Origin of the sequence: Collinsella aerofaciens (assembly GCF_015554145.1) — a bacterium.
In the GTDB taxonomy this organism is placed as follows: Bacteria; Actinomycetota; Coriobacteriia; order Coriobacteriales; family Coriobacteriaceae; genus Collinsella; species Collinsella aerofaciens_AA.
Window position 1 is genome coordinate 25,535 of sequence record NZ_JADNHZ010000009.1, and the last position, 25,547, is coordinate 51,081.

A 25,547-nucleotide genomic window follows, 5' to 3' on the forward strand; every position below is an offset into this window, starting at 1 on the left:
GCGCCGGGGACTATGCGCCGATGGCGCCGCCGCAGTATTCGCAGCGCCCACTGGCATCGGGAATCGTGGTTGCACCACAGAAGGGACAGGTGACTGCAGTCTTGGGAGCCTTGGCGGCCGCGACGCTATCGCGCGTCTCCTGGCGCAGCTGCACCAGCGCGTCGCGGACTTCGGTTGCCTGGCGCTTGGCCTCGCGGTACTCAACGGATCCGCGCTGCTCGATGGTGGAGTCGTTCACGCGCAGGCCGATCTCGGTAAAGTACGGCGTGTTGACGTGGATGGTCAGGTTAAAGTCGTAATCCAAGTCGTAGCGCGGCGGATCATAGCTCTTGCGCTCGCCGTCCTTGGTCTCGCGATAGACCTCGGTCCGATGCTCGTCGATGTCCATGTCGCAGCCGAGTACCTGCGAAAACTCGATGATGTCGGGGTTGGCGTCGCGCCAGCGGCTCTGCGAGGTAATGATCAGCTGGCCCGCGTCCTCGTCGAGCATGATGTTGGTGCGTCCGGCAGAAAGCGTGCGCGTGGGGTTGAACGACGCCAGGCGTTCGGCGTTGGCCTCGCGGTAGGCGAGCTGCTCGCGGATGTCGTCTGCGGTGCTGGAGCGCCAGCCGCTAAAGAAGGGGGAGAGCTTGCCGGCGCACTCTTTGCACAGGTAGCCTTCGTTGATCTTGGTCTTTCCCAAAAGACCCAGCTCGGTACCGCAAATCGCGCACTCTTTCTTCTCGAACATCTTGTCAAAGAAGCCCATGGCTGCCTCCCATCAACTGGTAGCGTGTGTCACTTTTGATGATGGGTGAGTGCGCGGCCTTTCACGATACCCAAGCGGCTCAAGAAGTCTCCACAACTGGGACACATGGCCCATTTTGGGCAGTCATCGGGGACGTTCTTAAACGACTAGTCGCCGGGGACACTCTTTGCCAAAGGGTGGCACTTGGGGACGTTCCTTTCTGCCGGCACCTGGGGACACTCCTTGTGGGGGGCTCTTCTCGAGAGACAGGTTGGTTATGGCCCCACCCGCTGTCGGAAATTCGATCAACGCTTTCTAAAAATGTTCAATAGAGGTCAATTCCAATTGAGATTATGTTGAAATATATAAATACTCAATTGGAATTTTGCAGTTATCCCAGTTAAAATAGGAAAAGGGAGGCAAGTTATGCTCAAGCGTAAAATAATCGAGAAAATTGAAAGCTGGAAACAGACTAAAACCGGGCAGGGACTGCTTATTACCGGTGCTCGACAAGTTGGCAAAACAAGCGCTGTCGAGCAGTTCGCCCGTGACAACTATAGAAGCTTCCTGAAAATCGACTTCGTGGAGAGACCCGACGCGGTCGAGCTCATAGGGGAGGCAAGGAGCCTCGATGACCTCATTGTGAGAATCACCGCACTGGCTTCATCGCCCATCGCTTCGGATACAAAGACGCTTCTGTTTTTTGATGAGGTGCAGCGTTGCGGAGACGCCATCACCTGGATGCGTTATCTTGCGCAAGACGATCGTTTCGATGTCATTTACTCCGGCTCCATGCTCGGGATTGAGGCGTTCCATTTTCGGTCGTTGCCGGTAGGTACTATCGATATCCTCGAGATGTTTCCCATGGATTTCGAGGAATTCTCCTGGGCTCTGGGAGTCGACGAATCATTATGGGATGTCGTTCGTGCCTGTTATCGCAAACGGGAACAAGTGCCTCCGTTTATTCATGAACGGTTGATCGAGACGTATTATCGGTATGTCCTTGTGGGTGGCATGCCTGAGGCCGTTCAGCTGTTCGTCTCAACTCATGATACACAGGCGATGCGCGCTCGTCAGCAGGGCATTCTCGAAGCATATCGCGCAGATATCGCACGGTACGCCGAAGCCCCCGCGCATGCTCAACGGATCAGGACGATCTACGATGCCATGCCCGCGCAGCTCAATAAAGAGAACAAGCGCTTTCTCGTTACCGGGATAGACAAGCGGAAACGATTTTTGGATTTGCAGCCTGATTTTGACTGGCTTGTTAATGCGGGCGTTGCGATCCCGGTTAAGAGGGTGAGCGAGCCCATGTTCCCCTTGGGTCTCTCGCGGGAAGACAGTTTTTTCAAGTTCTACCTGAGCGATGTGGGGCTGCTGTTCTCTACTTTTTCTCCCGCTGATGTCGAGGCCATTGTTGCGCAGCGGGAATCGATCAACTTTGGGCAGGCTTTTGAGAATGCGGTCGCCCAGGAGCTGCGCGCATGCGGCTACTCTTCGTTGTTCTACTTTAACGCGGCCAAGGTTGGAGAAGTAGATTTTATTATCGAGGATAAGCGGAGCCCCGTCGTTTTGCCTATCGAGGTCAAATCGGGTAGGTACAGCACAAAGCACGTTGCCCTCGATCGCCTGATGAGCGTTGAAAACTATGGATTGGCTCGGGCGGTCGTGCTTCACCGGGACAACGTGGTGGATGGAAAGGCGATATTGTATTTGCCCCTATATATGGCGGGCCTGCTAAAAGAAATGCCATAGATGAAGGGTTGAGAGCTCTGGGGTAGTCATTGGGGACGTTCTTAAACGACTGGTCGCCGGGGACACTCTTTGCCGAGCAAGCAGTCCACGTCGTGCTCCTTCTGGGACAGACGGCTCAAAAACGCTGCACGCCGTGGACTACTGGGGTCAAATTCGCGGCATTTCGAGCTTGGCTTCGTTATCGGGACTGATTCTTTATTAAAATTGAAATCCAAACAGTTGGGCGGCGGGGGGGGGGGGATTCATGAGAGGCATGGGAGACACAGCCGCATACTTACGTCGGGGCATTCGGGAGATTATATGCCTAGCGCTGTTCTATTTTACGTATTTGGCTGGCGAGTATCTTTTTGACGTGCGCGTTGCCGAGTTTGTGCCGCCGAGCGAGGTCGTTGTCTACGAGAGCTTCATCGTCGGCGCGAGCGCAATCGGCTTTCTTGTGCGTCCCCTTCTGTACTACCGCCGTTCCCGTGCGATCGATACGACAAGCGACATCGCGGGCGTGTTGCTGGCATCGGCGTTGCTGCTGTTGATGATGGCGGCTCAATTTGAGATGCTCATTGCCGGCGGGTTGCTGACGTTCTGCACACTGGGCTACTGCGGATCGACCGCCCATGCCAACTTTGCGCGACGCTTTGCACGGACGCCGTATTTGGCGCGCGCGGCGGCGCTTTCGTATGCCCTGGGCGTTCTGGTGCAGGTGCTCAACCATATGGTGATGCCCGCGGGGATTCCGCAACAGTTTGTTCTTGTTGCCTGTGCGGTTGTGCAGGTGGCGCTGCTCCACGACGCTCGTCGTGCCAAGCTGCGCGGTGAATCTGAGCCTGGGCGCGAGTCCGATATCGCCGAGCTTTCGGTGGATGCGTCGGAATTTGGCGCCAAATGGCAAGACGATTCTGAATCAACGGCGGCTTTTCGGCGCGCCGTGGTGCGTTTGACGGTCGCAACCGCCTGTCTTGCTGGCGTGTTTGCCGCCCTCAACGCGGGGCTCACGACCTCGCACGCCGCCGGGGCCATCGACTTGGGCGATTGGCCGCGCTTGCTGATGGGCGTGAGCGCTCTAGTCGCCGGCGCCCTATTTGACCTGCACGGTCGTTCGTATATGAACATCACCATGACTTGCACTGCCATGTTGTCCACGCTTTCGTTCTTTGTCTTGCTCATCGACGGCAATGGCGGCAATGCGCTTGCGGCCATGGCGATTTTCTATCTGGGTTCGGGCTTCTTCGTGGTGTTTTTCACGACGAAATTTGCTGCCATTTCGGTTTATGCGCACTGGTCGTATCTGTGGCCGTGCATGGGTCGTGTCATCAGCAACGTTTGCGCGATGCTCGTGACGGCGCCGGCGGTGGCGATTGTCTCGAGCCAGAACGTGCTGCTGGCGGTGAGTGCGGTGCTCGTGCTGTTTGTGGGCATTGCGATTTCGCTGCTGGGGCAGTCTGGGCATCGGACCGATGACGCTGCGGCGCCCGGCGAGCTGGCGTTTGCTGCCGATGATCTTGGTGCGGACCGCGCGTCTGCTCAGAGCGAGCCCGATTTCGCGGAGGTTCCGGAGCTCACGCTCGGCGAGCGGCTCGATGCCTTTGTCGCCGCCTTTGAGCTTACAGAGCGCGAGCGCGATATTTTGGAGGCCTTGGTCGCATCGCACGAGAGCGTTCAGGACATCGCCGCGAAGCTCTTCCTTTCGCGCTCCACGCTCTACCGCCATATCGCCTCGATCAATAAAAAGACCGGTGCCGAGTCGCGCGTGGCCCTTATCAATTTCTTCTGGTCTTGGACGCCAAATGACTAGCTCATTTGGGACGGGGCATTTTTAGCTGTTTTGGGCCGCTGCGGCCAGCAGGGACAGGTCGTAGCGGCCCAAGCATTCTTGACGATGGTACCTGCGGCACTACAGCAGCTCGCCGTGGCGGGCGATGTAGCGGCGCTTTGCTAGTTGGGTGAGCGCGATGTAGGCGGTAACGATGCCGATGAGCAGCGCGAAAAAGCTCGCGGGCAGCGCCATGAGGCCCAGTGCATCGGCGATGGGGCTTGCCGGCAGCCAGGTGACGAGCGCCAAGCCCAGCACGGTGAGCGCGCACAACGCGGGCGCGGCGTGGTCGCGCGGGCTCGGCAGGCGCGGGGAGCGCAGCATGTGGATCACGAGCGTCTGCGACCACATGGACTCAACGAACCAACCGCTCTGAAAGAGCGCAGCAAAGGTCGCCATACCTGCGACGTCGCCCGCGGCGGCAAGCTCGGACCAGCTTGCGCCCACGGCGGCGGGGCATACCACAAAGAAGAGCGCGGCAAAGGTCACAATGTCAAACAGCGAGCTCACGGGGCCCAGCTCAAGCATAAAGCCCTTGATGGACGCGGTGTCCCAGGTGCGCGGACGGGCAGTCCAGGCGTCATCGACGGTGTCCCACGGCAGTGCGATGCACACGATTTCGTAGACCAGCGACAGCAGTACCAGCTGCAGGGCGCTCATGGGCAAAAACGGCAAGAACAGGCTCGCGACGGTCACGGACAGTACGTTGCCAAAGTTGGAGCTCACCGTGGTCTTGAGGTACTTGAGCAGGTTGCCGTAGGTGCGGCGGCCTTCGATGATGCCGCGCTCGAGCACGCCCAGGTCCTTCTGGAGCAAGATGATATCGGCGGATTCCTTGGCGATGTCGACGGCGGAGTCGACCGAGATGCCGCAGTCGCTTGCGCGCATGGCGGCGGCGTCGTTGATGCCGTCGCCCATAAAGCCTACGGTGTGACCGAGCAGCTCGCGCATGACGCGCACCAGGCGCGCCTTCTGCAGCGGCGAGAGTTTGGCAAAGAGATGGGTTTTCTCGGCACGCTCGGCAAGCTCTGCGTCGTCGAGCGCATCGATCTCGGAGCCGAGCAAAACGTTGCTCGCGTCGATACCGATCTGCTCGCAGACGGTGGCGGCCACGCGGTCGTTGTCGCCGGTCAGGACCTTGACCGCTACGCCCTTGGCCTCGAGGGTGGCGACGGCGCCCGCGGCACTTGCTTTGGGCGGATCGAGGAAGGCCAAAAAGCCCATCAGCACCATGTCGCACTCGTCGGCGATGCCAAACTCGCCCACGCAGCGCGGATTGGTCTTCTGCGCCACGGCAATCACGCGCAGGCCCTCGGCGTTGAGCCCGGCGACCTGCTTGCGAATCTGGGCGAGCTCCTCGTCGGCGAGCGGTTGGACGATACCGCTGACCTCGACAAAGGAGCAGATCTCGAGCATTTCCTCGGCAGCTCCCTTGGTAACCATCTGGGTTTTGCCTTGGGCGTCGGCGACAACTACGCTCAGGCGACGGCGCGAGAAATCGAAGGGCACCTCGTCGACCTTGGTATAGCGGTCACGCAGGCTCTGGCCCAGCATGGCATCGGGTGCGACGGTCGAGGGCGTCACGTCGGCACGGTCGATGACGGCCAGGTCGATAAGGTTTTTGAGGCCGGTCTGGAAGAAGCTGTTCAAAAACGCATGGCGCAGCACACGTGCGTCCTCGTTGCCGTCGGTGTTGAGGTAGCGCTCGAGCACGATGCGGTCTTCGGTGAGGGTGCCGGTCTTGTCACAGCACAGGACGTCCATGGCACCCAGGTTTTGGATCGCCGGCAGCTCCTTGACGATTACCTGGCGACGGGCGAGGTCCTTGGCGCCCTGCGACAGGCTCGTGGTCACGATGACGGGAAGCATCTGCGGCGTGATGCCCACAGCCACGCTCGTGGCGAACAGCAACGCGTCGATGACGTTGCCCTTGGTGGCGGCGTTGATGGTAAAGACGACCGGCGCCATAACGAGCATGAGGCGTACGAGCAACATGGAGACACTCGAGACACCGCGGTCAAACGCGCTCTTCTCGCCGCGCCCGTTGAGCATCTTGGCGATGCCGCCCAGGTAGGTGTCCGAGCCGGTGGCAACGACAAGCGCCATGGCGGTGCCGTTTTGCACGGAGGTGCCGGTAAAGACGATGTTCTTGCAGGCAGAGAGCGGCAGCGCGGAGCCGTCGGCACCCTCGACGACGGTGATAGCGGCGGTCTTCTCGACGGCCTCGCTCTCGCCCGTGAGTGCCGACTCGATCACAAACAAGTCGCGCGCGGTGATGATGCGGGCGTCGGCCGGCACCATATCGCCGGCAGAGAGGCGAATCATATCGCCGGGGACGAGCTCGTCGAAGGGGATCTCGAGATGCTCGTCGTTGCGCAGGGCGCAGCAGGTGTTGGAGACCAGGTCCTTGAGGGCCTCGGCTGCATTGCCGCTGCGGGCTTCCTGGATAAACTTCATGCCGCCCGATACCAGCAGCATGATGCCGATGACGATGACCGTGGAGGGGTCACGCTGCAGCTCGGGCACGGCGAGCACGTCGATGTAGAGCGAGACCAGTGCGAGGGCGGCGAGGATGCCAGCGAAGGGATCGACGAACGCGTCGGCGATGCGGCGGGCGAGCGTCTTGGTCGGCGCTTCGATGGTGTTGGGGCCGACGGCGCTCAGGCGCTCGGCGGCGTGCTCGGCGGTGAGGCCGTTTGCCGTGGCGTCAAGCAGTACGAGAGTGTCCTCAGCACAATGGGTGGCGGCGAATATGGTGTTCTTGGACAGGCCGGCGTGGGCGGCAGGGCGCGCCGTGCGGCGGCGCTTGGAGATAGCTTCGAGTACCGTAGCGGTTTTGAGCATCAGCATAGGGTCCTCCTTGTTGAAGGGAGTTAGCGTACGTGTCGTATTTGCTTCAAAAAAACCTAGATGTCGCTCACGTCATGCTTGCGAGCCACCACAAAGGGGACAGGCACCTTTGTGGTGGTTTTGACGATCGGCTATTGGTGCTTATGCGTGTGCGGAGTCCTCGCGGCGTGCCGAGGGCGGCATGCAGGTTTTTCGACTATGACTGCCTTCCATGGCACACCTCCTTATGGACGGGCGCAGCGCGCTTTGGGTATCTCGTACCCGTTTTAATCCGCCCGTATTCTTGATGAGGGGGTTTGACATGTCAACCCCCATTGTTCGGAAAACCGTTGCCCCTGACAAAGCCTTTACAGAATGCCGTGGCCTCAAAGCGCGCCCGCATCGACGCTTCGCCTGCGCTAAACTGGAAGGCACGTACGCGATTACGAGAGGAGCCCGCATGGAGGCTTACAAGCAAGAGTTCATCAAGTTTATGGTCGAGTCCGACGTTCTTAAATTCGGCAGCTTTACGCTCAAGAGCGGCCGTCAATCCCCGTTCTTTATGAACGCCGGCGCTTACGTGACGGGCTACCAGCTCAAGAAGCTGGGCGAGTATTACGCCCAGGCTATCCACGATAACTTTGGCGACGACTTTGATGTGCTGTTTGGGCCGGCCTACAAGGGTATTCCGCTGGCCGTCGTGACCGCGATTGCCTACCACGAGCTGTACGGCAAGGAGGTCAAGTACTGCTGCGACCGCAAGGAGGCCAAGGACCACGGCGCCGATAAGGGCAACCTGCTGGGCTATGAGCCCCAGGACGGCGACCGCGTGGTCATGGTCGAGGACGTCACCACCAGCGGTAAGTCCATCGACGAGACCTATCCCAAGGTCAAGGCTGCTGCCGATGTCGAGATCAAGGGCCTGATCGTGTCCCTCAACCGCATGGAGGTCGGCAAGGGTGGCGTGACCACCGCGCAGAAGGAGATCGAGGCCAAGTACGGTTTCCCCGTCGCGAGCATCGTCTCCATGGCCGAGGTCGTCGAGACCCTCTACAACCACGAGATCGACGGTAAGGTCGTCATCGACGACGAGCTCAAGACCGCCATCGACGCCTACTACGAGCAGTACGGAGTTCGTTAGTTACGCGGGTTTACCAACCCGCGTAAGCACTTGACGCTGCAAACCCGCCAGAGCGGCAATCTGCCTTTCAACTTCGGCGGCATGACCAGAAGGTCAATGCCGCCTCGTTTCAAGGCACCTTGCTCGCTCTGGCGGGTTTTCGCTGTCGTTGCCAAAACATCGGCGGTGCCGTTGCCGTGGGGGTACTCATTGGGGACGTACTTAAATGAGTGCCCGTAGAGTGAGAGTGGATAATCTCCCGTTTTTGGTCTGTTTGCGGGCTCAAAGTGGGAGATTATCCACTCTCGTCATTTGAGTGTCCAAAAATCCTCGCTCGGCGAACAGGCGGCACTTGGGGACGTTCCTTTTGTGCCGGCGCCTGGGGACACTCCTTGCCGAATGTGGGCGCCGTCGGTTGCTACGCGACGGTGATGGCGACCTGGGCGTAGCGGCTGCAGGGGCGCTCGGCGCGTGTCTGCACGGTGAGGGTGAGCGCGAAGCGATCGCCGGGCCGTGCGTCGGCGGGCACGACGAAAGTGGTGTCCGGCGTGCATTTTTGCCACAGCGACAGGTCTTGGGCGCCCGCATAGCTCGACGGGTCCACGGCGACATCCCAATGCGCATCGAAGCCCTTGTCGTCGGGGTCGACGATGGTCGCTGCAAGGGCGACGCGTTCGCCGGCTACGGCACTGCGATCGGCCACAACTTCGACAACATGCGCCGGATGCGAGCAGGCTGCCGGATCATGGGCACACCATTGCGCGCGGGCGGCAAAGTCTTCCTGATAGGCGCGCAGGTAGGGATTGGGGTTGTCGTCTGCAGGCGTGCTGATGGCGGCAAAAACGGTGGGTGCGTCTGCATCGGGGCGCCCATCATGAAACATGCGGCCGAGTAGCGTATCGAAGTCGGGGTCGTCGATACCGCGCAGGCCAAACGGCAGCAGCGGAATATAGGTCATGCTGTCGCCTTCGGCCATAAAGTCGCCGCGCTCAAACTGCATCGCGGGCATGCCCTCCAGGCCCCAATCCAGACGGGCATGCTTGCCAAACTGAAAGCGCTCGGGCTCGTTTTCGTAGACCTTGCCATCGCCATAGAGCATATAGCGCGCCATGAGGGGGCCGTTTCCCTGCGTGAGATTCTGCTCGGGCCAAGGGGCCTTAAATAGCGGCAGCGTATCGGGCTGAGCCGTCTTGGCGTCGATATAGCCGCCGTACCTATAGGGCACGCGCCAAAAGACGAGCTCGGGAAAGATTTCGCGTCCATGGTCGAGCCATGAGTTGTCCTGCCCTACGCCATCGGCAACACCCATCACGCGCACCTTCTGATGGACCCTCTGCTGCACGGCGGGCCACTCGGGTGTGTTCTGCCATTGTTCGGCGATGGACATGAGGGCGCGAACGATAGTGTTCATACCGCCCCAGGAAAGGAGCCACAGCGCGCGGGGGTCATCATCCATGATGGCGTTGGCGATGACGCGCGAACCGGGCGTTTCCTCGCGTACGTCGCCCTCAAAGGCGGCGTTGCCCATATAGGTGCGCTCGATCATCTGAGCGGGCGTGGGGAAGGACGGCTCGCCGGCGGCAGCGGCATTGGCCTGCAGCTGCGGCCAGGCCTGGGCATACTCGTTGCTCCACAGGCTTTCGATCCAACCCTTGGGGAATGGGCGGTACTCCATGAGCGAGCCAGCTTCGGGGTCGGGCTCGTGCGGAACGACGTCCCAGGTATAGGAGCGCACGCCTTTGGTCCGCCAATGCGGATTCACCTCGCCCAGCGTATGGACACCATCGCCAAGAAAGTGATATTGCGAAGCCGTGTACACCACAGCCTGCACATCGAGCACATTGAGATACAGAGCCAAATGAACCAGAGAGTTCATATCATCGACTTCCATATCGGTGGTAACAATCACTCGAGTCAAATTCTGAGACATAGGAACAACTCCAACCAAGATTTTTTTCAGCCAGTTACGCGCAAGGCAAGACGGGGCACCCGATGGAATGGTTACCTCGAAACCCTGGCCGACCACTCCCAGCAGCCCACCGGCTCGCCGTCGATGAGTACGTTGCCCCCGTCGAAGTCTTGATAACACAGGTCGTTGAACTGGTGGATCCACACGCCGTGGTTGAATATCTTTTTGGCCGAGCCGTCGGCCTCGCGGTACACGCCGGTCAGGTCCTCGACATGGCTAAAGTAGGTGAGGTGCACGTTGGCGCCGGCATCACGCAGGCGCGCCGTGAGCGGCAGCACCGTCTGCTGCGGGCACACGAGCTCGTCGCCCTTGGAGTGCGTAAACCACAGCGGCGTCTTGGAGAGTGCGGCCACGTCCTCGTCCGTGGCGTTGTACCACGGCGCGCAGCAGGGAAGGCCCGCGGCGAAGAAATCGGGGTAGTCGGCGCACAGGCGCAGGGTCATAAAGCCGCCGTTGGAAAGGCCGGCGACCACGATGCGATCGGTGTCGATGCGGTCGGCATGCTCGGCGACAAACTCGTCGATGAGCGCCTTGAGCACGGGGGAGTAGATGCTCTGGTTGGAGCGACCGAGCTGCTCGACGCCGTTGTCCATCCAAAACGTGGGCGACTGCGGCACGAGCACCCAGACAAAGCCGCCAAAGTAGCGCTGGATCTGCTTTTGCGAGAGCGCTGTCACGCGATTGCCGGTGTAGGCACGCGTCGCGCCCTCGCCCTGTGTGGTGCCCTTGCCCTCGCCGGCGCCGTGCAGGTACACGATCAGTGGCGCCTTCTCGACGGCGGGCGTGTCCTTGGGCGCAAACGGGTTGAAGAGCGCGGAGTCAGCGGGCTCAAAGCTCGGCTCAAAATAGCCGTACTCGAGTGCGATGCCGTCGACGGGCGTCTGCTGCACGGCGTTATGCCAGCCCTTGAGCGCGGGACAGATGTCGCCGCGGCTGCGATCGAAGACGAGGCCCGCGGTGGGGTCGTCGCCGTCTTCGCCCGGGAGCGCCACAAGCTGCGTCACGTGCAGGTGGTTCTCTATATAGCGCGAACCCAGCACGCCACCCTCGATCTCTTTGGTGAGACGCACCTCGGGCGTCTCGAGCGCTACGTGTGTGCCCTTGGGCAGGCGCTGACCGTTCTCATCGCAGGGGTAGGCGGCGAGCACCGGCACGTAGCCCACGGAGGGCGCCGCGTGATCGGCCCCGTGCTCCTTGCGCATCAGGACCTCGCCCGTGCGCTCATGGCGGGCACAGTAGATATTGAACGTGTGCTCGTTCACGTCGTTGGCGCGCACAACGCACGGCAGGTCGAGCACCACTTTGTTGATCCAGGGGCCAAAATCGCCCAGCGTGGTGACGGTTGCGTAGGTACACGATTTGAGTTCCATGAGCTACTCCTTTGTGCCGCAAGTACTAAACAAGGGCGGCAATACAGACTAAACATGTTTAGTTTAATGCAGAACTGTAGAATGAGCAGATGAACTCGGTAAACGGTAAAACTGAACACGCAATGAACTACTAAACATATGTTTACTATTAACTAGCAGGACTATTGTTGATGAGCTAGCTCGTTACAAAGGTGTTTATCAAAATAAAAGCCCACGTAAATAGCCATATATCAATATCGGGTCAAATAGACGATCTTCTACCGTCTAAATACGCTTACCCCCGATTTCCTACCGTTCACCGGACTCCAGACGGCAAAATTGCCACAAATCAGGCACTCCGTGTAAACTAAAGCCCGTAAACGTTCAGTAAACAAATTGTTTACGACAGCGTATCCAAGGGTTCGGCAACCGTAAGGGGTTATAGTCGCCGAGCCAAAGGCGTGCTTACACAAGCGAGTAGGCACACGAAGATATGGGGAGGGGTCCCATGGCAGTAGATAACAAGCAGATTGCCACCGATGTCCTCGAGCTCGTGGGCGGTGCGGAGAATGTTACCGTCGCCACCAACTGCATGACGCGCTTGCGTCTGACGCTCAAGGATAACAGCAAGGCCGACGTGGAGAAGATCAAGAAGGTCAAGGGTGTTCTGGGTTGCCAGTTCGCCGGCAGCCAGCTCCAGGTCATCATCGGCCAGAACGTGCCCAAGGTGCTCACCGAGTTCGTCGCCATCTCCGGCGTCAAGCAGGGTGCCGCCGTTGACGAGAATCTCGATGCTCCCAAGGAGAAGTTCGAGCTCAAGAACCTGCCCAACATCATCCTCGACTATCTGTCGGGCTCCATGACCCAGCTGATCCCGCTGCTCATGGCCGGCGGTCTGTTCCGCACCATCGCGGCTGTCCTTGGCCCCACCATGCTGGGCGTTTTTTCGGACACGGACCCGACTTATACGTTCCTCTACACCACACTGTATGAGGCCACGTTTACGTTTATCCCGATCTACCTGGGTTATGCTGCGGCTAAGAAGCTCGGCGCCAGCCCCGTTCTCGGCATGCTTCTCGGCGGTGCCCTTATGGCCCCGTCCGTGGTGAGCGTCGCCACCCAGGAGGGCGGCGGAATCATCTCGGTCTACGGCATCCAGATCGCCGCTGCCAACTATCAGCAGTCCGTCCTGCCGATCATCCTTTCGGTGCCGGTCCTCTACTTCATCGAGAAGTTCTTTAAGAAGGTCATGCCCGACGTGCTCTCCACGGTCTTCACGCCGTTCTGCACCATGATCGTCACGATTCCCATTGCTTTTATCGTCCTCGCTCCGATCGGCAACGAGCTCGGCAGCCTCATCGCCAACATTCTTTTCGGGCTTGCTGACCTTGGCGGCATCGGTATCCTGATCGTGATGGCCATCCTCGGCGCCTTCTGGCAGCTCTTCGTGGTCTGCGGTATGCACATGCCCGTTATCCTGCTCGCTCAGGTGCAGATCATCGCTGCTGGCTACGATCCCTTCGTCTTTGTTTCCACTAACTGCGCTATGGCCGCTGTCTGGGGCTGCGCCTTCGGTGCCTTCCTCAAGATGAAGAACGCTGACGAGAAGAGTCTTGCCCTGGGCTACGTCATCTCCGCCATCGCCGGCGGCGTCACCGAGCCCGCGCTCTTCGGTATCCTCATGCGCTTCCGCCGCACCATGCTCGGCATGTTCATCGGCGGTGCCATCGGCGCTGTGTTCTCGGGCCTCATGGGCGTCACCTATTACCTCGCAGGCGGTGCCTCCAACTTCCTGGTCTTCACCAACTATCTGCAAGGTGGCCAGATGAACACCGTCTGGGCTATCGTCGGTATGGCAATCTCCTTTGCTATTGCCGCTGCCGTCGTCTTTGTCACCGGCTTCTCCAAGGAGGAGCTCGCCGAGATGGAGGCCTAGTCGCCCCAGCCTTGGTCTAAATAAGACCCCCTACACGACAGGGCTCCGCTTGGCATAAGCCCGGCGGGGCCTTCCTGTAGACTTTTTAGGAGAGACGTAAGGGCCCTGTGCTTCGCGTGCGTTCAATTTGAGCTGAGCAACTGCAGCCGCAGACCCTACTGTGATAATGCGGCAGGCGACTTCTTTACCTCCCTCCTAGCAAGTCTCCCCAAGAGAAAGGTGCCATATGAGCTTGGGAAAACTGACCGTCAATACCCGTGAGGACGGGTTCCTCTGCGACGGCAAACCATTCTTTTGGTTTGCCGATACGTGCTGGAGTGCCTTTACGAGCATCACCGAGAACGATTGGGATTACTACCTCACCCGCCGTGCCGAGCAGGGTATGAACGTACTGCAGATCAATACCCTTCCGCAGTGGGACCGCTGCCTGCCCGACCTGGGCATTTGGCCCTATGCGAGCGAGGACGGCGTGCACTTTGATTGGAGTGCACCCAACCAGGAGTACTGGGACCGCGCCCGCCGCATGTGCCAGGCAGCCGTGGAGCACGGCATTCGCCCGGCGCTCGTGCTCATGTGGTGCAACTACGTGCCCGGTACCTGGGGCTCCGTGATCGCCGAGCGCCTGGGTGCCGAGGTCATGCCGCGCGAGGAGGTTCGCGCCCACGTTGCCCGCGTCGTCGAGAACCTGGGCGAGTTCGACCCCGTCTACGTGGTGACAGGCGACACCGACTTTAAGACCGACGAGGCTATCGCCTATTACGGGGATGCACTCGACGAGGTCACCAAGCTGGCTCCCGAGTCCTTGCACACCATGCATATCAACCGTGGCAACCGCGCCCTGCCCGAGCAGTTTGCCGATCGCTTGGACTTCTACATGTTCCAGCCCGGCCACAACTATAGCGGTCAGGAGGAAGCTTGGAAGCTGCCCGAGGATTTTCGCGCGCAGTATCCCAAAAAGCCGATGGTCAATTCCGAGCCCTGCTACGAGCAAATGGGCGCGAGCCGCAACGTGTACTGGCGTTTTACCGCGCAGGATTGCCGTGCAAGCGTGTGGTCGAGCATCCTGGCCGGTGCCTCGGCGGGCATTACCTACGGTGCGCACGGCGTGTGGAACTGGCAGACCTCTCAGAGCCGTGGCAGCGCCCTTGGCGAGGGCTTTGACATGCCGTTCCGCTGGCAAGAGTGCCTGCAGTTTGCGGGCGTGTGGGACTTTGGCCTGATCGAGCACGTGCTGCGCGGCCTGGGTGCCACGAGCGCGGATGGGGCGGTAGCTGTTGAACCCGCGCAGGAGTTGCTCGACGACGCACGCGAGGCCATCCGCGTGGCGCGCGTGGGCGAACGCGTGGTGGTCTATCTGCCGAGGACCACGTCCGTCAAGCTCAAACTCGAGGGCGGCACCACCGCCTGGAATGCTGTGGCGTTTGACCTAGAGAACAAGCGCGTGGCAAACCTGCCGGTTGTGCCCGTCGACGGTGCCGTGCGCGTGGCCCAGCATCCCTTCGAGCACGATGCACTCCTGGTGGTCTCGCCCGCTCAGTAGCGCGCGGTTCCAACGCGACCGGCGGCAAAAAGGCCCGAGTAACGACTACAGAATGAGGGTGGATAATCTCCCGTTTTTTGCCTGTGTACGGGCTCAAAGTGGGAGATTATCCACCCTCGTCATTTAAGTGACCAAAAATCCTCTCTCGTTTTATTTGAGCCCGGGCAGCTTGGTAAAGGGGAAGGACTGCTCGAGGAACTCGGAGCAGCGGGCGTAATCTTTGGCAAAGTAGCTGCTGTAGAGCGAATCGAGTACGTATTGCACGGCGATGTGGCTGGCAAACTGCGTGATGCGGTGGCTCAGGCTCTCGATATCGCTTACGGTGAGATATGCCGCAAAGCCGGGGTGAATGCGGGCACAGTATGGCGTGCCGATGACGATGACCGGGACATGTCGACTGCAGAGGATCGGCAAGATCTCCTTGAGGTTGGGGGCAAGGCCGCTGTAGGAGATGACGATTGCCACATGGTCGGGGCCCGAGGCGAGCGCCGTGCGCACTTGGGCCTCGATATTGTCGTAGCACGTTGAGCTCTTACCGGCGGAAAGCAGGCGATCGCGGAACATTCCCGCCGGATACAGGTTGTGCGAGCCCGTGTAGATGTCCACGGTGCCGGCGCGTAAGACGAGCTTGGCGGCGTAGTCGAGCTGTGCCGGGTCGAGGATCTCGCGCGTCTCGGAAAGCGTGGTCTCGTACAGTCGCGCCATGCGCTCGGAGATCTCCTGGGCGCTGGAGGTCGCATCAAAGGGAAAGTTGATATCCACCTCGGGGGCGGAGTCTGCGCGCGAGGCTGCGCGCATCAGCTCGACCTTGAGTTCTTTGAAGCCCTCGAGGCCGAGCTTTTTGCAAAAGCGGTGGATGCTCGCAACGGAGACATTGGCCTGGCGCGCAAATTCCTTAATGGAGAGCCCGCGGACGTCCTCGCCCATGGCGAGAACCGTCTGCCCGAGCTGCTGCTCGGTGGGGGTGAGCTCCTTGCCCTGCGTGATCTTGCGCTTGATGTCCATATGACTCCTATGCGTTCGTGTCGCTATGTATCAATCATAGCGGTAAACAAAACGCCGGGGAGCAAGCCCTTTCTATGTTCCGCCGTTCTAACGAACGGCGGACCGCTTGACGCTGCGCGGGCCCCAAGCACCCCATCTTGCCGCTCAGCTTCGACGGCATGGGCAAAAGCCCTATGCCGCCTTGCTTCGTGGCAACCTGGGGCACTTGGAACCCGCTCGCTGACTTAGATTCAACCAAGGATTTTGCCTTGATTGAAGTGGGCTTCGATGCCGTTAGCCAAGCAGGCGCACGGGGCCGAGCAGGCCGCTGGGTCCGGAGGGTTCGGTGAGGGCGAAGATGTCGGGGATGGCGTGGTCGAGGGTGTTGATTACATCGATTGTGAGCGCATGTTCACCGGCGGCAAGGGTGCCGAGCTCAAAGCGGTAGGGCGGACAGATGCGGCAGCCCAGATCCGCGCCGTCAAGTGCGACCGTGGCGGTCTCAAAGACCTCGCCCAGGTCGAGCGCGGCGCCGGCGAGGTTCTCAGCAACGGCAAAGCTTGCCTGGTAGCGGAAAGTGCCTGCCTTGCCGGGGAATTCGGCGCAGGAAAGATCGTGCAGGTCGCCAAGCTCGACGGCCTCGTCAAAGACCAGGTGCGTGGCATCGGCGTCGGGCGTGGCAAAGGAGACGTTCCAGGGGCCGTCAACGCGCGTGACCGCATGCTCGGCATCGGAGCCTCCGTGCTCGCCGGCAGCGGGCGCCTCGGCCCCGAGCACCACAATGCAGCTCTCGTAGGGCGCGAGCTCAAGCGTGCCGTCAAAGGCGACGGGTGCACTACCGTCGAGCAAATCGAGGCGCACGCCGTGCACGGGCGCGCCGTCAGCGAGCTCAACATGCGTGTGAATGCCCTGCTTGGGATGCTCGTTTACCAGCATGAGGTAGCTCTCGTCGGCGCGGTCGTAGCGAAGTGCGCGCAGCCACGGCTGCGGCTCGGTGCACACCGCGGTCTGCATACCGGCCGCGCTCAGCACACCCGCAAGCTCGGAAGTTGCAACAACGCAAACGCCTGCAAGCTCGTTGGCCTCCACGGGGGCAAAGCCCGCGCGGCTGGCAGTTTCGCCGTCATAGCGCTTGCTCGGCAGTTTGTCCAGGGCATATACGCCAGCGCCTGCGGCTGCGGCGCACGCGGCAAAGTTGAGTACGGCCCCGCCGGCATATTCGGCGTCGGGCATCACCAGGCAGCGGTACGCCTGGCCGTTCACACTAAAGCCGCTGCCGTCTGCGGCGATCTCCACAGCGTAGCGCTCGGTATCTTCAAACGCCTCGGCCGGCACGATATCGAAATCGATCTGCGCACGCACAAGCTCGGCGGCGGCATGCTGCATAAACGAGGCCTCGCCCGCCCACTCGGCATCGGCGTGGTACAGAAGCGCCACCGGCGTGACGGCCCGCCCGCCCGAAAGCAGGCTCGAGGTGCGGTTCATGTAGCTCATGAGCTTGCCAAAGTGCGCAAACTGGGGGTTCTGACCGTGCGCGTAAAAGTGCGGCGGGCAGTCGAAGTCGGGGAAGGCGGCCATGCTAAAGGCGTGCGGCACAAACCAGTTGACGCCGCGCACCATAACGTGGTCGGTGATCCACTTCATCTCGCGCAGGCCCTCATGCCAGCCAAAAGCGCCAAAGACCTCGGCCATGCAGCGGCCCTGCTTTTTGGGGTCGAGATGCGCTGCCGAGGAGCCCAGCTTGGGCAGCACGTAGTTGTAGAATTCCAGGTCCCACACGCCGCGGCCGTAGGAGTGGAGTCCCTGGTCCATGCCGGGGATGAGCTGGTTGATTACGATGTCCACGCCCGCCATGTCCTGGCCGCCTACGGCGCGAAAGTAGTGCCCGGCGCCCACACCCAGGCGCGCGTGGCAGTCCTTGTCCTCGATCACGTGGCCGATATACTGCACGCCGTGCGCGCGGCACCAGTCGCCGAGCTGGTCGCAGAAGCACTCCTTGTAGAGCGTGCTCGCGATGTCCATGTACACGTGGCGCACGTGCGCGCCGGCGTCCATGCGATCCCACAGGTGCGGGAGCTCGTCCAGGTAGCGCTCGCCCAGCGCCGCGCGCAGGCGGCGCTCGAGCTCAGCCGACCAGGGGAGCGGCGCGGTGGCCTTACCGATGAGTGTGTCGGAGATGCCGTCGGCGCCGGTGACGCCCTTCTCGTTGGCAAAGCCGGGCTCATCGGAGAAAAAGCCCAGGATGGTCTTGCCAAACTCATCGCCCAGATGCGCAAAGTGCGGCTCGTACACGGCATCGATGAGCTGCGCCACCGAGGCACGGTCGACCACGTTGATGTAGTCCTCGTTGTAGGAGGTCTTGCCGCTCGTGAACATCACGCACGCCTGCGTGGTGCCAGCCGGCGCATCAAAGACCAAGCGGCAGGGCGTGCCGTGCTCGTCCTCGATTACGCGGTGCTCCACCTCGACGGCGCGCCCTTCCTGCATAAACGTAACGCCATAGAAGCGCTCCGTCTTGTCGAACATGTTGGTGAGCGCGATGCTCGCCTGCGGCGTGGGGCCCACCACGTCGATGGTGCGGTGGGTGAGAACGATCTTGCGGAGCTCCGGCGCCGCCTCCTTGACGGCGCCGTTGGCGTATCCAGTGGGAAAGTGTGCGTCGTCCAAGATCCAGATCTTGAGGCCCAGCTGCTTGCACGTGTCGATCACAAAGCGCAGGTCGCGCCACCAGCCCTCACCGCAAAAATCGGGATGCGGACGACTCTCGAGGCAGACCTCGTGGATATCGGCGCCGGCGATCTTCTCCAGATACTCGGCAATGGTCTGTTGGTCCTCGCCCTTCATCCACAAAAACGGGAGTACGTGGTTGTCGTAGGCACCGTTGAGCACCTGCTGGTAGTACGCGGTCATGGATCCTCCTTGCAAGCCGATGGTGGGCAGCGTATGTTGCATGGCTCCATTCTGGCGTGCAGGCGGCGGCGTGCTAATATCCAAATCACGGCAGAATATGACCGAATCAACGATTGGTGGGGCCATGGAGATCTTGGAGCTCGAGCGCCGGCTGAGCGAGCTGAGCGTCAGCGAGAGGCGATATAGGGACGAGGCTCCCTTTGACTGGTCGATCATGACCGAGCGCGTTGAGGTCGATGGACGGTCGGTGCGAAAGATCGGGCAGATTGGGACGGAATATACTCAGGCTGGGATGCCAGCTGGCCTGATGATCAGGAGAAACTCGCGCTTTAACGCGGTACCCGAGCACGTGCACGACTACGTTGAGATCAGCTATGTGTACCGGGGGCGCTGTCCGCAGACGGTTGCGGGGGAGAAGCTCGTGCTCGAACGCAACGAGGTGCTGCTGCTCGATGCCGCCTGCCCGCATGCGGTGGCGGCGCTCGGCGAGGAAGACATCATGTTGAGTATGACCGTTTCACGCACCTTTTTACAGCGCAGCCTCGAGGCGAGCCTCTCGCGCGGGAGTGCGGTATCGCGGTTTTTGTTTAACGCGCTCAACAGCGAGACCGACCATCGCGGGCACGTGCGCTTTCGCTGCGGGGAGAGCCGGCGCGTGCGGCGCTACATGCAGGAGATGCTCTGCGAACGCTACGAGCCGAGCCTCAACAGCGCCGAGATCGTTCTGCGCCTGTTTCAGCTTCTGTTGGCCGAGCTCATGGATTGCTATGAGCGCGAGCTCGTGCACGGCGCGGTGGCGGGGCGCGATGAGTCGGGGCGCGCGGCCTCGCTCGTGGCAGGGATGCTCGGCTACATCGAGCGCTCGTTTGCCGCCTGCTCGCTCGAGGAGATGGCGGCACGCTTTCATGTGAGCCCTAACTACGCGTCGGCGCTGCTCAAGCAGCATGTGGGAAAGACCTACCGACAGCTGGTCCAGGAGCGCAGGCTCGCGCGTGCCGCGGAGCTCTTGCGCGCGGGTGCCACGGCCGAGGCGGCGGCGCGTGCCGTTGGCTATGAGAACATGAGCTTTTTCTATCGCAAGTTCCGCACCGCCTACGGCTGCACGCCGGCAACATACCGTGGATGAGCAAGGCGGGGCGGGCTTTTAGCTATCGATATGCCACATCTAAATAGGTCGTTTCGTTTCATCTACCCGGGTCGGAGGGTGGCCGTCAGGTCGATTTTTGCCTCGTCTAGGCCTCGGTATCAAAAAGTGTCAGCCGGCGGAAGCGCTGGGGCGAAAAGAAGTGTCCAATGCGGCGTCTCCGCGCCTTGGGCGCCCAAGTGCGCGCGATACTCGGTTCAGTACATAAAACCCGTTGCGAGGAGGCACATATGGGATTTCCCGAGGGATTCTTTTGGGGCGGCGCCACGGCCGCAAACCAGTTTGAGGGCGCATGGAACGTTGACGGCCGCGGCCCCAGCGTAGATGACCACTTCCTGGGCGGCAGCTACAAGGAGCCACGTCAGATTACGATTGACATCGACCCCAACCGCTTCTACCCCAATCACGACGGTATCGACTTCTACCATCACTACGAGGAAGACATCGCGCTGTTTGCCGAGATGGGCTTTAGCATGTTCCGCATGTCCATCTCCTGGAGCCGTATCTTCCCCAACGGTGACGATGCCGAGCCCAACGAGGCCGGCCTCGCCTTCTACGACCGTGTCTTCGACTGCTTGCGCGCGCACAACATCGAGCCGCTTGTTACGCTTAGCCACTACGAGATGCCCTATGCCCTGGTCGAGAAGTACAACGGTTGGGAGAGTCGCGAGCTTATCGGATTCTTTGAGCGCTATGCCCAGACCGTGCTCGAGCGCTATCACGACAAGGTGACCTACTGGCTCACCTTCAACGAGATCAACTGTGGCACCCTGGACCTAGGCAACCTCTTTGAGACCAGCATGATTCGCGGCTACGAGGGCCCGGCCTCCGGCGCCCACACCACCCCGCAGCAGCGCTTCCAGGCTCTCCACCACCAGTTTGTGGCGAGCGGCCGTGCCATCCGCTATGCGCACGAGCACTTCCCCAAACTCAAGATGGGCAACATGGACTGCTTTAGCCTGTCCTATGCCGCCACGTGCGACCCGGCCGACGTCCTTGCCACCCAGCAGGAGATGAACACCATGAACTGGTACTGCTCCGACGTGCAGGTGCGCGGCAAATACCCGTTCTACGCCAAGCGCTTCTGGGACGAGAACGGCATCGAGCTTAACATCGCCGACGGCGACCTGCAGGACATCGCCGACGGCAAGGTCGACTTCTACACCTTTAGCTACTACATGTCGGGCACTGTGGGCACCCACAAGGACCACGAGATGACCGAGGGCAACATGGCTTTTGGCGGCAAGAATCCCTACCTCGAGAGCACCGACTGGGGCTGGCAGATTGACCCGACGGGCCTGCGTATCGCCCTCAACGAGATCTACGCCCGCTACGAGATTCCGCTGATGGTGGTCGAGAACGGCATGGGCGCCTACGACGAGGTGGAGGAGGACGGCTCCATCCACGACCCGTACCGCATCGCCTACCTCCAGAGCCATGTCAAAGCCATGGGCGAGGCCATCGAGGACGGTGTCGACCTGATTGCCTATACCTGGTGGGGTCCCATCGACCTGGTCTCGGCCGGCACCGGCGAGATGCGCAAGCGCTACGGCTTTATCCACGTCGATAAGTACGATGACGGCACCGGCACCTACGAGCGCCGCCGCAAGGACAGCTTCTTCGCCTACCAGAAGATCATCAAGTCCAACGGTGCCGAGGGCCTGGCTTAATCGACAAGATGAGTGCCACCGGGGAAAAGCCTTGGGATGGGCTCGTGATTCGAGTCCCCACCTTAGCATTTGAACCATTTGGCACTATAATCACCATAGGCATGCGCACAACGTTGCGCTGAATCAAGAGGAGAAAACGTATGGGTCTGTTTGACATGTTCAAGAAGAAGGCTGAGCCCGCGGCTGCCGCTGCTCCGGCCTCCATCTCTGCTTCTGCCGGCGCCGACGTGCTGTGCTCGCCCGTCAAGGGCAAGGTCATCAAGATGGCCGACGTGCCCGATCCCGTCTTTGGTGGCGAGGTTCTGGGCAAGGGCTGCGCCGTGTGGCCCGAGGACGATCTGGTCTACGCTCCCTGCGACGGCAAGGTGACCGTCACCATGGGTCACGCCGTGGGCCTGCAGTCCGATAGCGGCATCGAGGTTCTGGTGCACGTTGGCGTCGATACCGTCAACATGAACGGCGACGGCTTCGAGGGCTTCGTCAAGGCCGACGATGTCGTTAAGGCTGGCCAGCCCATGCTCAAGATCGACCGCGCCAAGATCGCTGCTGCCGGTTACAAGGACTGTGTCGTCGTGGCCGTGTCCAACACCGCCGAGTTTGCCGACGTTGAGCTCGCCGTCGAGGCCGACTCCGCTGTCGCCGCCGGCGACGCCATCGTCAAGGTCGTCCGCAAGTAAACTGCGACAACATAAGGATGTGCAAGGGTGGTCGGGTTATCCGGCCGCCCTTTTTTAATGGGCCGAGTGGGCGCATTTTATTGCAGGGGGCTTGCTTTATAGGCCGTTCGTTCGTCAAATTGAGCCGCCTGCGCTTTTGTGACGCAGGGGGTTGGGCCTGGCCGCTAATATGGACTTGCTGTTACGACGTGCGCCGCGTCTGGGAAGCGCGGTGCCGCTCATTGGGAGGAACAACATGAAAAAGAAGCTGCTGCTTGCGCCCCTCATGGCCGTCTTGGTTGCATGCGTGGTCGTGCTTTCCGGCTGTGGAGGTCCTTCGGTTGAGGAGCTCATCACCGAGGATCTTACGACGCAGTTTGACGAGGTCAAGAACGGTGGCGACGACTTCCTCTCTGGTCTGGAGGAGGCTTCGGGCGATGAGTTCGAGCAGCTGGGTATCGATCCCAAGGAGTATGCCAAGACCTATCTCGAGGGCTTTGACTACAAGATCGGCGACGTGACGGTTGACGAGGACAAGGGTGTCGCGACCGCCGAGGTCTCTATCACCTGCAAGTCCATGAACAAGATCGTCGAGGACTTCTCCACCCAGTATCAGGAGAAGGTCGCCGCGCTTGATACGGTTCCTTCCGATGACGAGCTGTACAAGATGGCCGGTCAGGTTATGGTCGATGTGACCAAGGCCACCGAGCCCAGGAAGACCACGGTTATCTTCAAGTACACCTGCAACGACGACGGCGAGTGGTCTGCCGACGACTCCGTCAACTCCGAGATGATGGATGCAATGCTGAGCTAGTTTGTTGCGGCGTTTTACCAAACGCCGCAACTGCTCGACGCTGCGCGGGCACCAGAGCGACAACTTGTCATTCAAAGAGGACGGCATGACCAGAAGGTCTATGCCGTCCTCTTTTCATGCCAATTTGTTCGCTCTGGTGCCCGCTCGCTGTCCGTCCTCTACCTGCGGCGTTGCCATGGTAGTCATTGGGGCGGCACTTGGGGACGTTCCTTTTCTGCCGGCAGTTGGGGACACTCCTTGCGCCAGCGTTGCATCGAATGCTCGGGAAAATACGAGCCGGTATTTGGCCGAATAGCGGGTCGCGGTTTCCGGATGGGGTGGGTTGTGGAAAGTGCGACCCGGAATATTGCTCTGAAACGGGATGCCGTTTCCCCGACAAGGCTCAACCGGAAAGCGCATCCCATTCTGGGGCGGCAAAACGGGATGCGCTTTCCGCGCGACAGAATCTATGCAGCCGTGTTGAGCGACAGCCCCGCTACTCGCCCAGAATCAGCGCCGCGAGCTCGTCTTGGGTGTCCACCACGTAGTCGGCGCCGGCGGACTCCAGCTCTGCGCGGCCGCGGAAGCCCCAGCTGACACCGGCGCTCTTGAGGCCGGCGTTGTGACCGGTCAGAACATCGACATTGGAATCGCCCACATAGAGCGTGGTTGCCGGGTCGGCGCCTAGCTCTTCCATCACATGCAGCGTAACAGGCGCCTCGGGCTTGGGAGGAAACGCATCGACGCGGCCCTGCACCAGCGCAAAGCGCTCGGAACCAAAGTATTTTTCGATAAGCGGAGCGGCCGAAACATGGTCCTTGTTGGTGAGCACGGCAAGCTGCACGCCCGCGGTGCGCAGGCGGTCGAGCATCTCGATCGTACCGGCGTACGGTGCGGTGTGGTCCTCCTTGTGCTCGCCGTAGTAAGCCCTAAACTCGGCAAGCGTCTGCTCAAACATACGGCCGTCGCCCGCATACTCGGCAGGCATAAAGCGCTCGACCAGCTTGAGCATGCCGTTTCCCACCTTGTAGCGGTACTCGTCTACGGCAAACGTGGGCCAGCCGTGCGTCTCGCAGGTATGGTTGCCGGCGGCCGCCAGGTCCTCGAGCGTGTTGAGGATGGTGCCATCCAGATCAAAGATCACATGGGAAAAAGCTGCTGCCATGGGTGCTCCTGCCGCTTGAGTTGTAAAACGCACCCCATGATACTTGGCATGCGTGCCGGGCATGTTTGGAATCTGAATATCTTTAATAGCCCTGAGCCTTTGTCGTTAGCAAATCCTCGGCAGCTGCTCTCCTACGAGCATGTCGAGGATGCGGGTCGAGCCCCAGCCGGTGCGCACGCGCACGGCGGGGCGGGCGTCCTCGGCAAGCGGCAGCACGCGACCGATAATAGCGGCATTCTCGCCGTAGCGCGCGGCGCGCATGGCTGCCAGCGCGGCATCGGCCTGCTCGGCCGGCACCACGGCAACCATCTTGCCCTCGTTTGCTACCTGCAGCACGTCATAGCCGAGCATCTCGCAGGCTGCCTGCACGTCGGGGCGCACAGGCACGGCATCCTCGTCGACCTCCATGGCAACGCCGCTGGCCTGGGCAAACTCATTGAGCGTGGACGCCAGGCCGCCGCGCGTGGGGTCGCGGAAGCAGCGTGTTTCGGGTGCTGCGGCAAGCACATCGGCAATCAGGTGGTTGAGCGGCGCGGCATCGCTTTCGATGGTGCTCGAAAACGCCAAGCCCTCGCGTTGGCTCATGATGGCGATACCGTGGTCGCCCAGCGTACCCGATACCAGAATGACATCGCCGGGCTGGCAGTTGGCGCCGCTGAGCGCTACGCCCACGGGCACTTCGCCCACGCCGGCGGTATTGATGTAGACGCCGTCGGCCCCGCCGCGCTCGACCACTTTGGTGTCGCCGGTGATGATCGCCACGCCCGCCTCGTGCGCCGTCTCGGCCATCGTTTGCACAATCTGGCGGAGCTTATCCATGGGATAGCCCTCTTCGAGGATAAAGCCGCACGATAGGTAGCGTACGTTGGCGCCCGAGGTCGCGACGTCGTTGACGGTTCCGCATACAGCGAGGCGGCCGATGTTGCCCCCGGGGAAGAACTGCGGCGAGACTACAAAGCTGTCGGTCGACATGGCGATGCGCCCGCTCGTGGGCAGCGCGGCGACGCCGGCATCGTTGCCCTCGAGCAGCTCGGGCGACCCAAAGGCATCCAAAAAGACCTCATCGATGATGCGTTTCATCATCTGACCGCCAGAGCCGTGGCCCAACAGGACAGTGCTATCGGTGGCAGTACGGGACATATCGAAAACTCCAATCGAGGACGGAATTATATGGGTGAGGTGCAGCGTCGACC

Annotated in this window: 17 protein-coding genes; 9 read left to right on the forward strand and 8 right to left on the reverse strand. The window is 60.8% G+C overall.

From position 1 onward, the window contains the following. Positions 1-10 precede the first annotated feature (10 nt). Positions 11-748, reverse strand: coding sequence for a DUF4428 domain-containing protein (locus tag I2E13_RS04915; RefSeq protein WP_117763326.1), 738 nt, complete (start codon positions 746-748; stop codon positions 11-13). A gap of 405 nt (positions 749-1,153) precedes the next feature. On the opposite strand from I2E13_RS04915, the gene I2E13_RS04920 reads away from it, so the two are divergent. Then, complete coding sequence (locus tag I2E13_RS04920; RefSeq protein WP_117735655.1) at positions 1,154-2,482, forward strand: ATP-binding protein; 1,329 nt, start codon at positions 1,154-1,156, stop codon at positions 2,480-2,482. Positions 2,483-2,726: 244 nt separating this feature from the next. Continuing rightward, positions 2,727-4,271 (forward strand): helix-turn-helix transcriptional regulator, encoded by a 1,545-nt coding sequence (locus I2E13_RS04925; protein ID WP_195404355.1) that lies wholly within the window; start codon positions 2,727-2,729, stop codon positions 4,269-4,271. Between the two features lie 99 nt (positions 4,272-4,370). Here the strand turns inward: I2E13_RS04925 and mgtA are convergent, their stop codons facing one another. Continuing rightward, entirely contained in the window at positions 4,371-7,139 is a 2,769-nt protein-coding gene (gene mgtA, locus I2E13_RS04930; RefSeq protein WP_195404356.1) for a magnesium-translocating P-type ATPase, read from the reverse strand. 439 nt (positions 7,140-7,578) lie between these two features. On the opposite strand from mgtA, the gene pyrE reads away from it, so the two are divergent. Further along, entirely contained in the window at positions 7,579-8,259 is a 681-nt protein-coding gene (gene pyrE / locus I2E13_RS04935) for an orotate phosphoribosyltransferase (protein ID WP_117640525.1), read from the forward strand. Between the two features lie 397 nt (positions 8,260-8,656). Here pyrE and I2E13_RS04940 read toward each other — a convergent pair whose 3' ends face one another. Further along, on the reverse strand, positions 8,657-10,168 hold the full coding sequence (locus I2E13_RS04940; RefSeq protein WP_195404357.1) for a nucleoside hydrolase-like domain-containing protein: 1,512 nt from the start codon (positions 10,166-10,168) through the stop codon (positions 8,657-8,659). Positions 10,169-10,239: 71 nt separating this feature from the next. Next, on the reverse strand, positions 10,240-11,577 hold the full coding sequence (locus I2E13_RS04945) for a carboxylesterase family protein (RefSeq protein WP_195404358.1): 1,338 nt from the start codon (positions 11,575-11,577) through the stop codon (positions 10,240-10,242). Between the two features lie 487 nt (positions 11,578-12,064). Here I2E13_RS04945 and I2E13_RS04950 point away from each other — a divergent pair, with 487 nt between their 5' ends. Beyond that, the gene (locus I2E13_RS04950; protein ID WP_118273247.1) at positions 12,065-13,492 is read left to right on the forward strand and encodes a PTS transporter subunit EIIC; all 1,428 of its coding nucleotides are present in this window, start codon (positions 12,065-12,067) and stop codon (positions 13,490-13,492) included. 226 nt (positions 13,493-13,718) lie between these two features. Then, a complete protein-coding gene (locus I2E13_RS04955) occupies positions 13,719-15,032 on the forward strand; it encodes an apiosidase-like domain-containing protein (protein ID WP_195404359.1) in 1,314 nt (437 codons plus the stop codon). 150 nt (positions 15,033-15,182) lie between these two features. Here I2E13_RS04955 and I2E13_RS04960 read toward each other — a convergent pair whose 3' ends face one another. After that, a complete protein-coding gene (locus I2E13_RS04960; RefSeq protein WP_117564529.1) occupies positions 15,183-16,037 on the reverse strand; it encodes a MurR/RpiR family transcriptional regulator in 855 nt (284 codons plus the stop codon). Positions 16,038-16,310: 273 nt separating this feature from the next. Next, entirely contained in the window at positions 16,311-18,926 is a 2,616-nt protein-coding gene (locus I2E13_RS04965) for a glycosyl hydrolase (protein ID WP_195404360.1), read from the reverse strand. A 124-nt stretch (positions 18,927-19,050) separates the two neighbouring features. On the opposite strand from I2E13_RS04965, the gene I2E13_RS04970 reads away from it, so the two are divergent. From I2E13_RS04970 to I2E13_RS04985, 4 genes are all read left to right on the forward strand, one after another. Then, positions 19,051-20,052, forward strand: a complete 1,002-nt coding sequence (locus tag I2E13_RS04970) for an AraC family transcriptional regulator (RefSeq protein ID WP_195404361.1) — start codon at positions 19,051-19,053, stop codon at positions 20,050-20,052. A gap of 248 nt (positions 20,053-20,300) precedes the next feature. Continuing rightward, positions 20,301-21,740, forward strand: a complete 1,440-nt coding sequence (locus tag I2E13_RS04975) for a glycoside hydrolase family 1 protein (RefSeq protein ID WP_195404362.1) — start codon at positions 20,301-20,303, stop codon at positions 21,738-21,740. 140 nt (positions 21,741-21,880) lie between these two features. Next, positions 21,881-22,417, forward strand: coding sequence for a PTS sugar transporter subunit IIA (locus tag I2E13_RS04980; protein ID WP_055310775.1), 537 nt, complete (start codon positions 21,881-21,883; stop codon positions 22,415-22,417). 235 nt (positions 22,418-22,652) lie between these two features. Further along, positions 22,653-23,210 carry a hypothetical protein gene (locus tag I2E13_RS04985; RefSeq protein ID WP_035136614.1) on the forward strand — a complete coding sequence of 186 codons (558 nt, stop codon included), beginning with the start codon at positions 22,653-22,655 and terminating at the stop codon, positions 23,208-23,210. 475 nt (positions 23,211-23,685) lie between these two features. On the opposite strand, the gene I2E13_RS04990 is transcribed toward I2E13_RS04985, so the two are convergent. Next, positions 23,686-24,354 (reverse strand): HAD family hydrolase, encoded by a 669-nt coding sequence (locus I2E13_RS04990; protein WP_089573630.1) that lies wholly within the window; start codon positions 24,352-24,354, stop codon positions 23,686-23,688. A 105-nt stretch (positions 24,355-24,459) separates the two neighbouring features. Continuing rightward, positions 24,460-25,494, reverse strand: coding sequence for a hydrogenase expression/formation protein HypE (gene hypE / locus I2E13_RS04995; protein WP_118093985.1), 1,035 nt, complete (start codon positions 25,492-25,494; stop codon positions 24,460-24,462). Positions 25,495-25,547 lie beyond the last annotated feature (53 nt).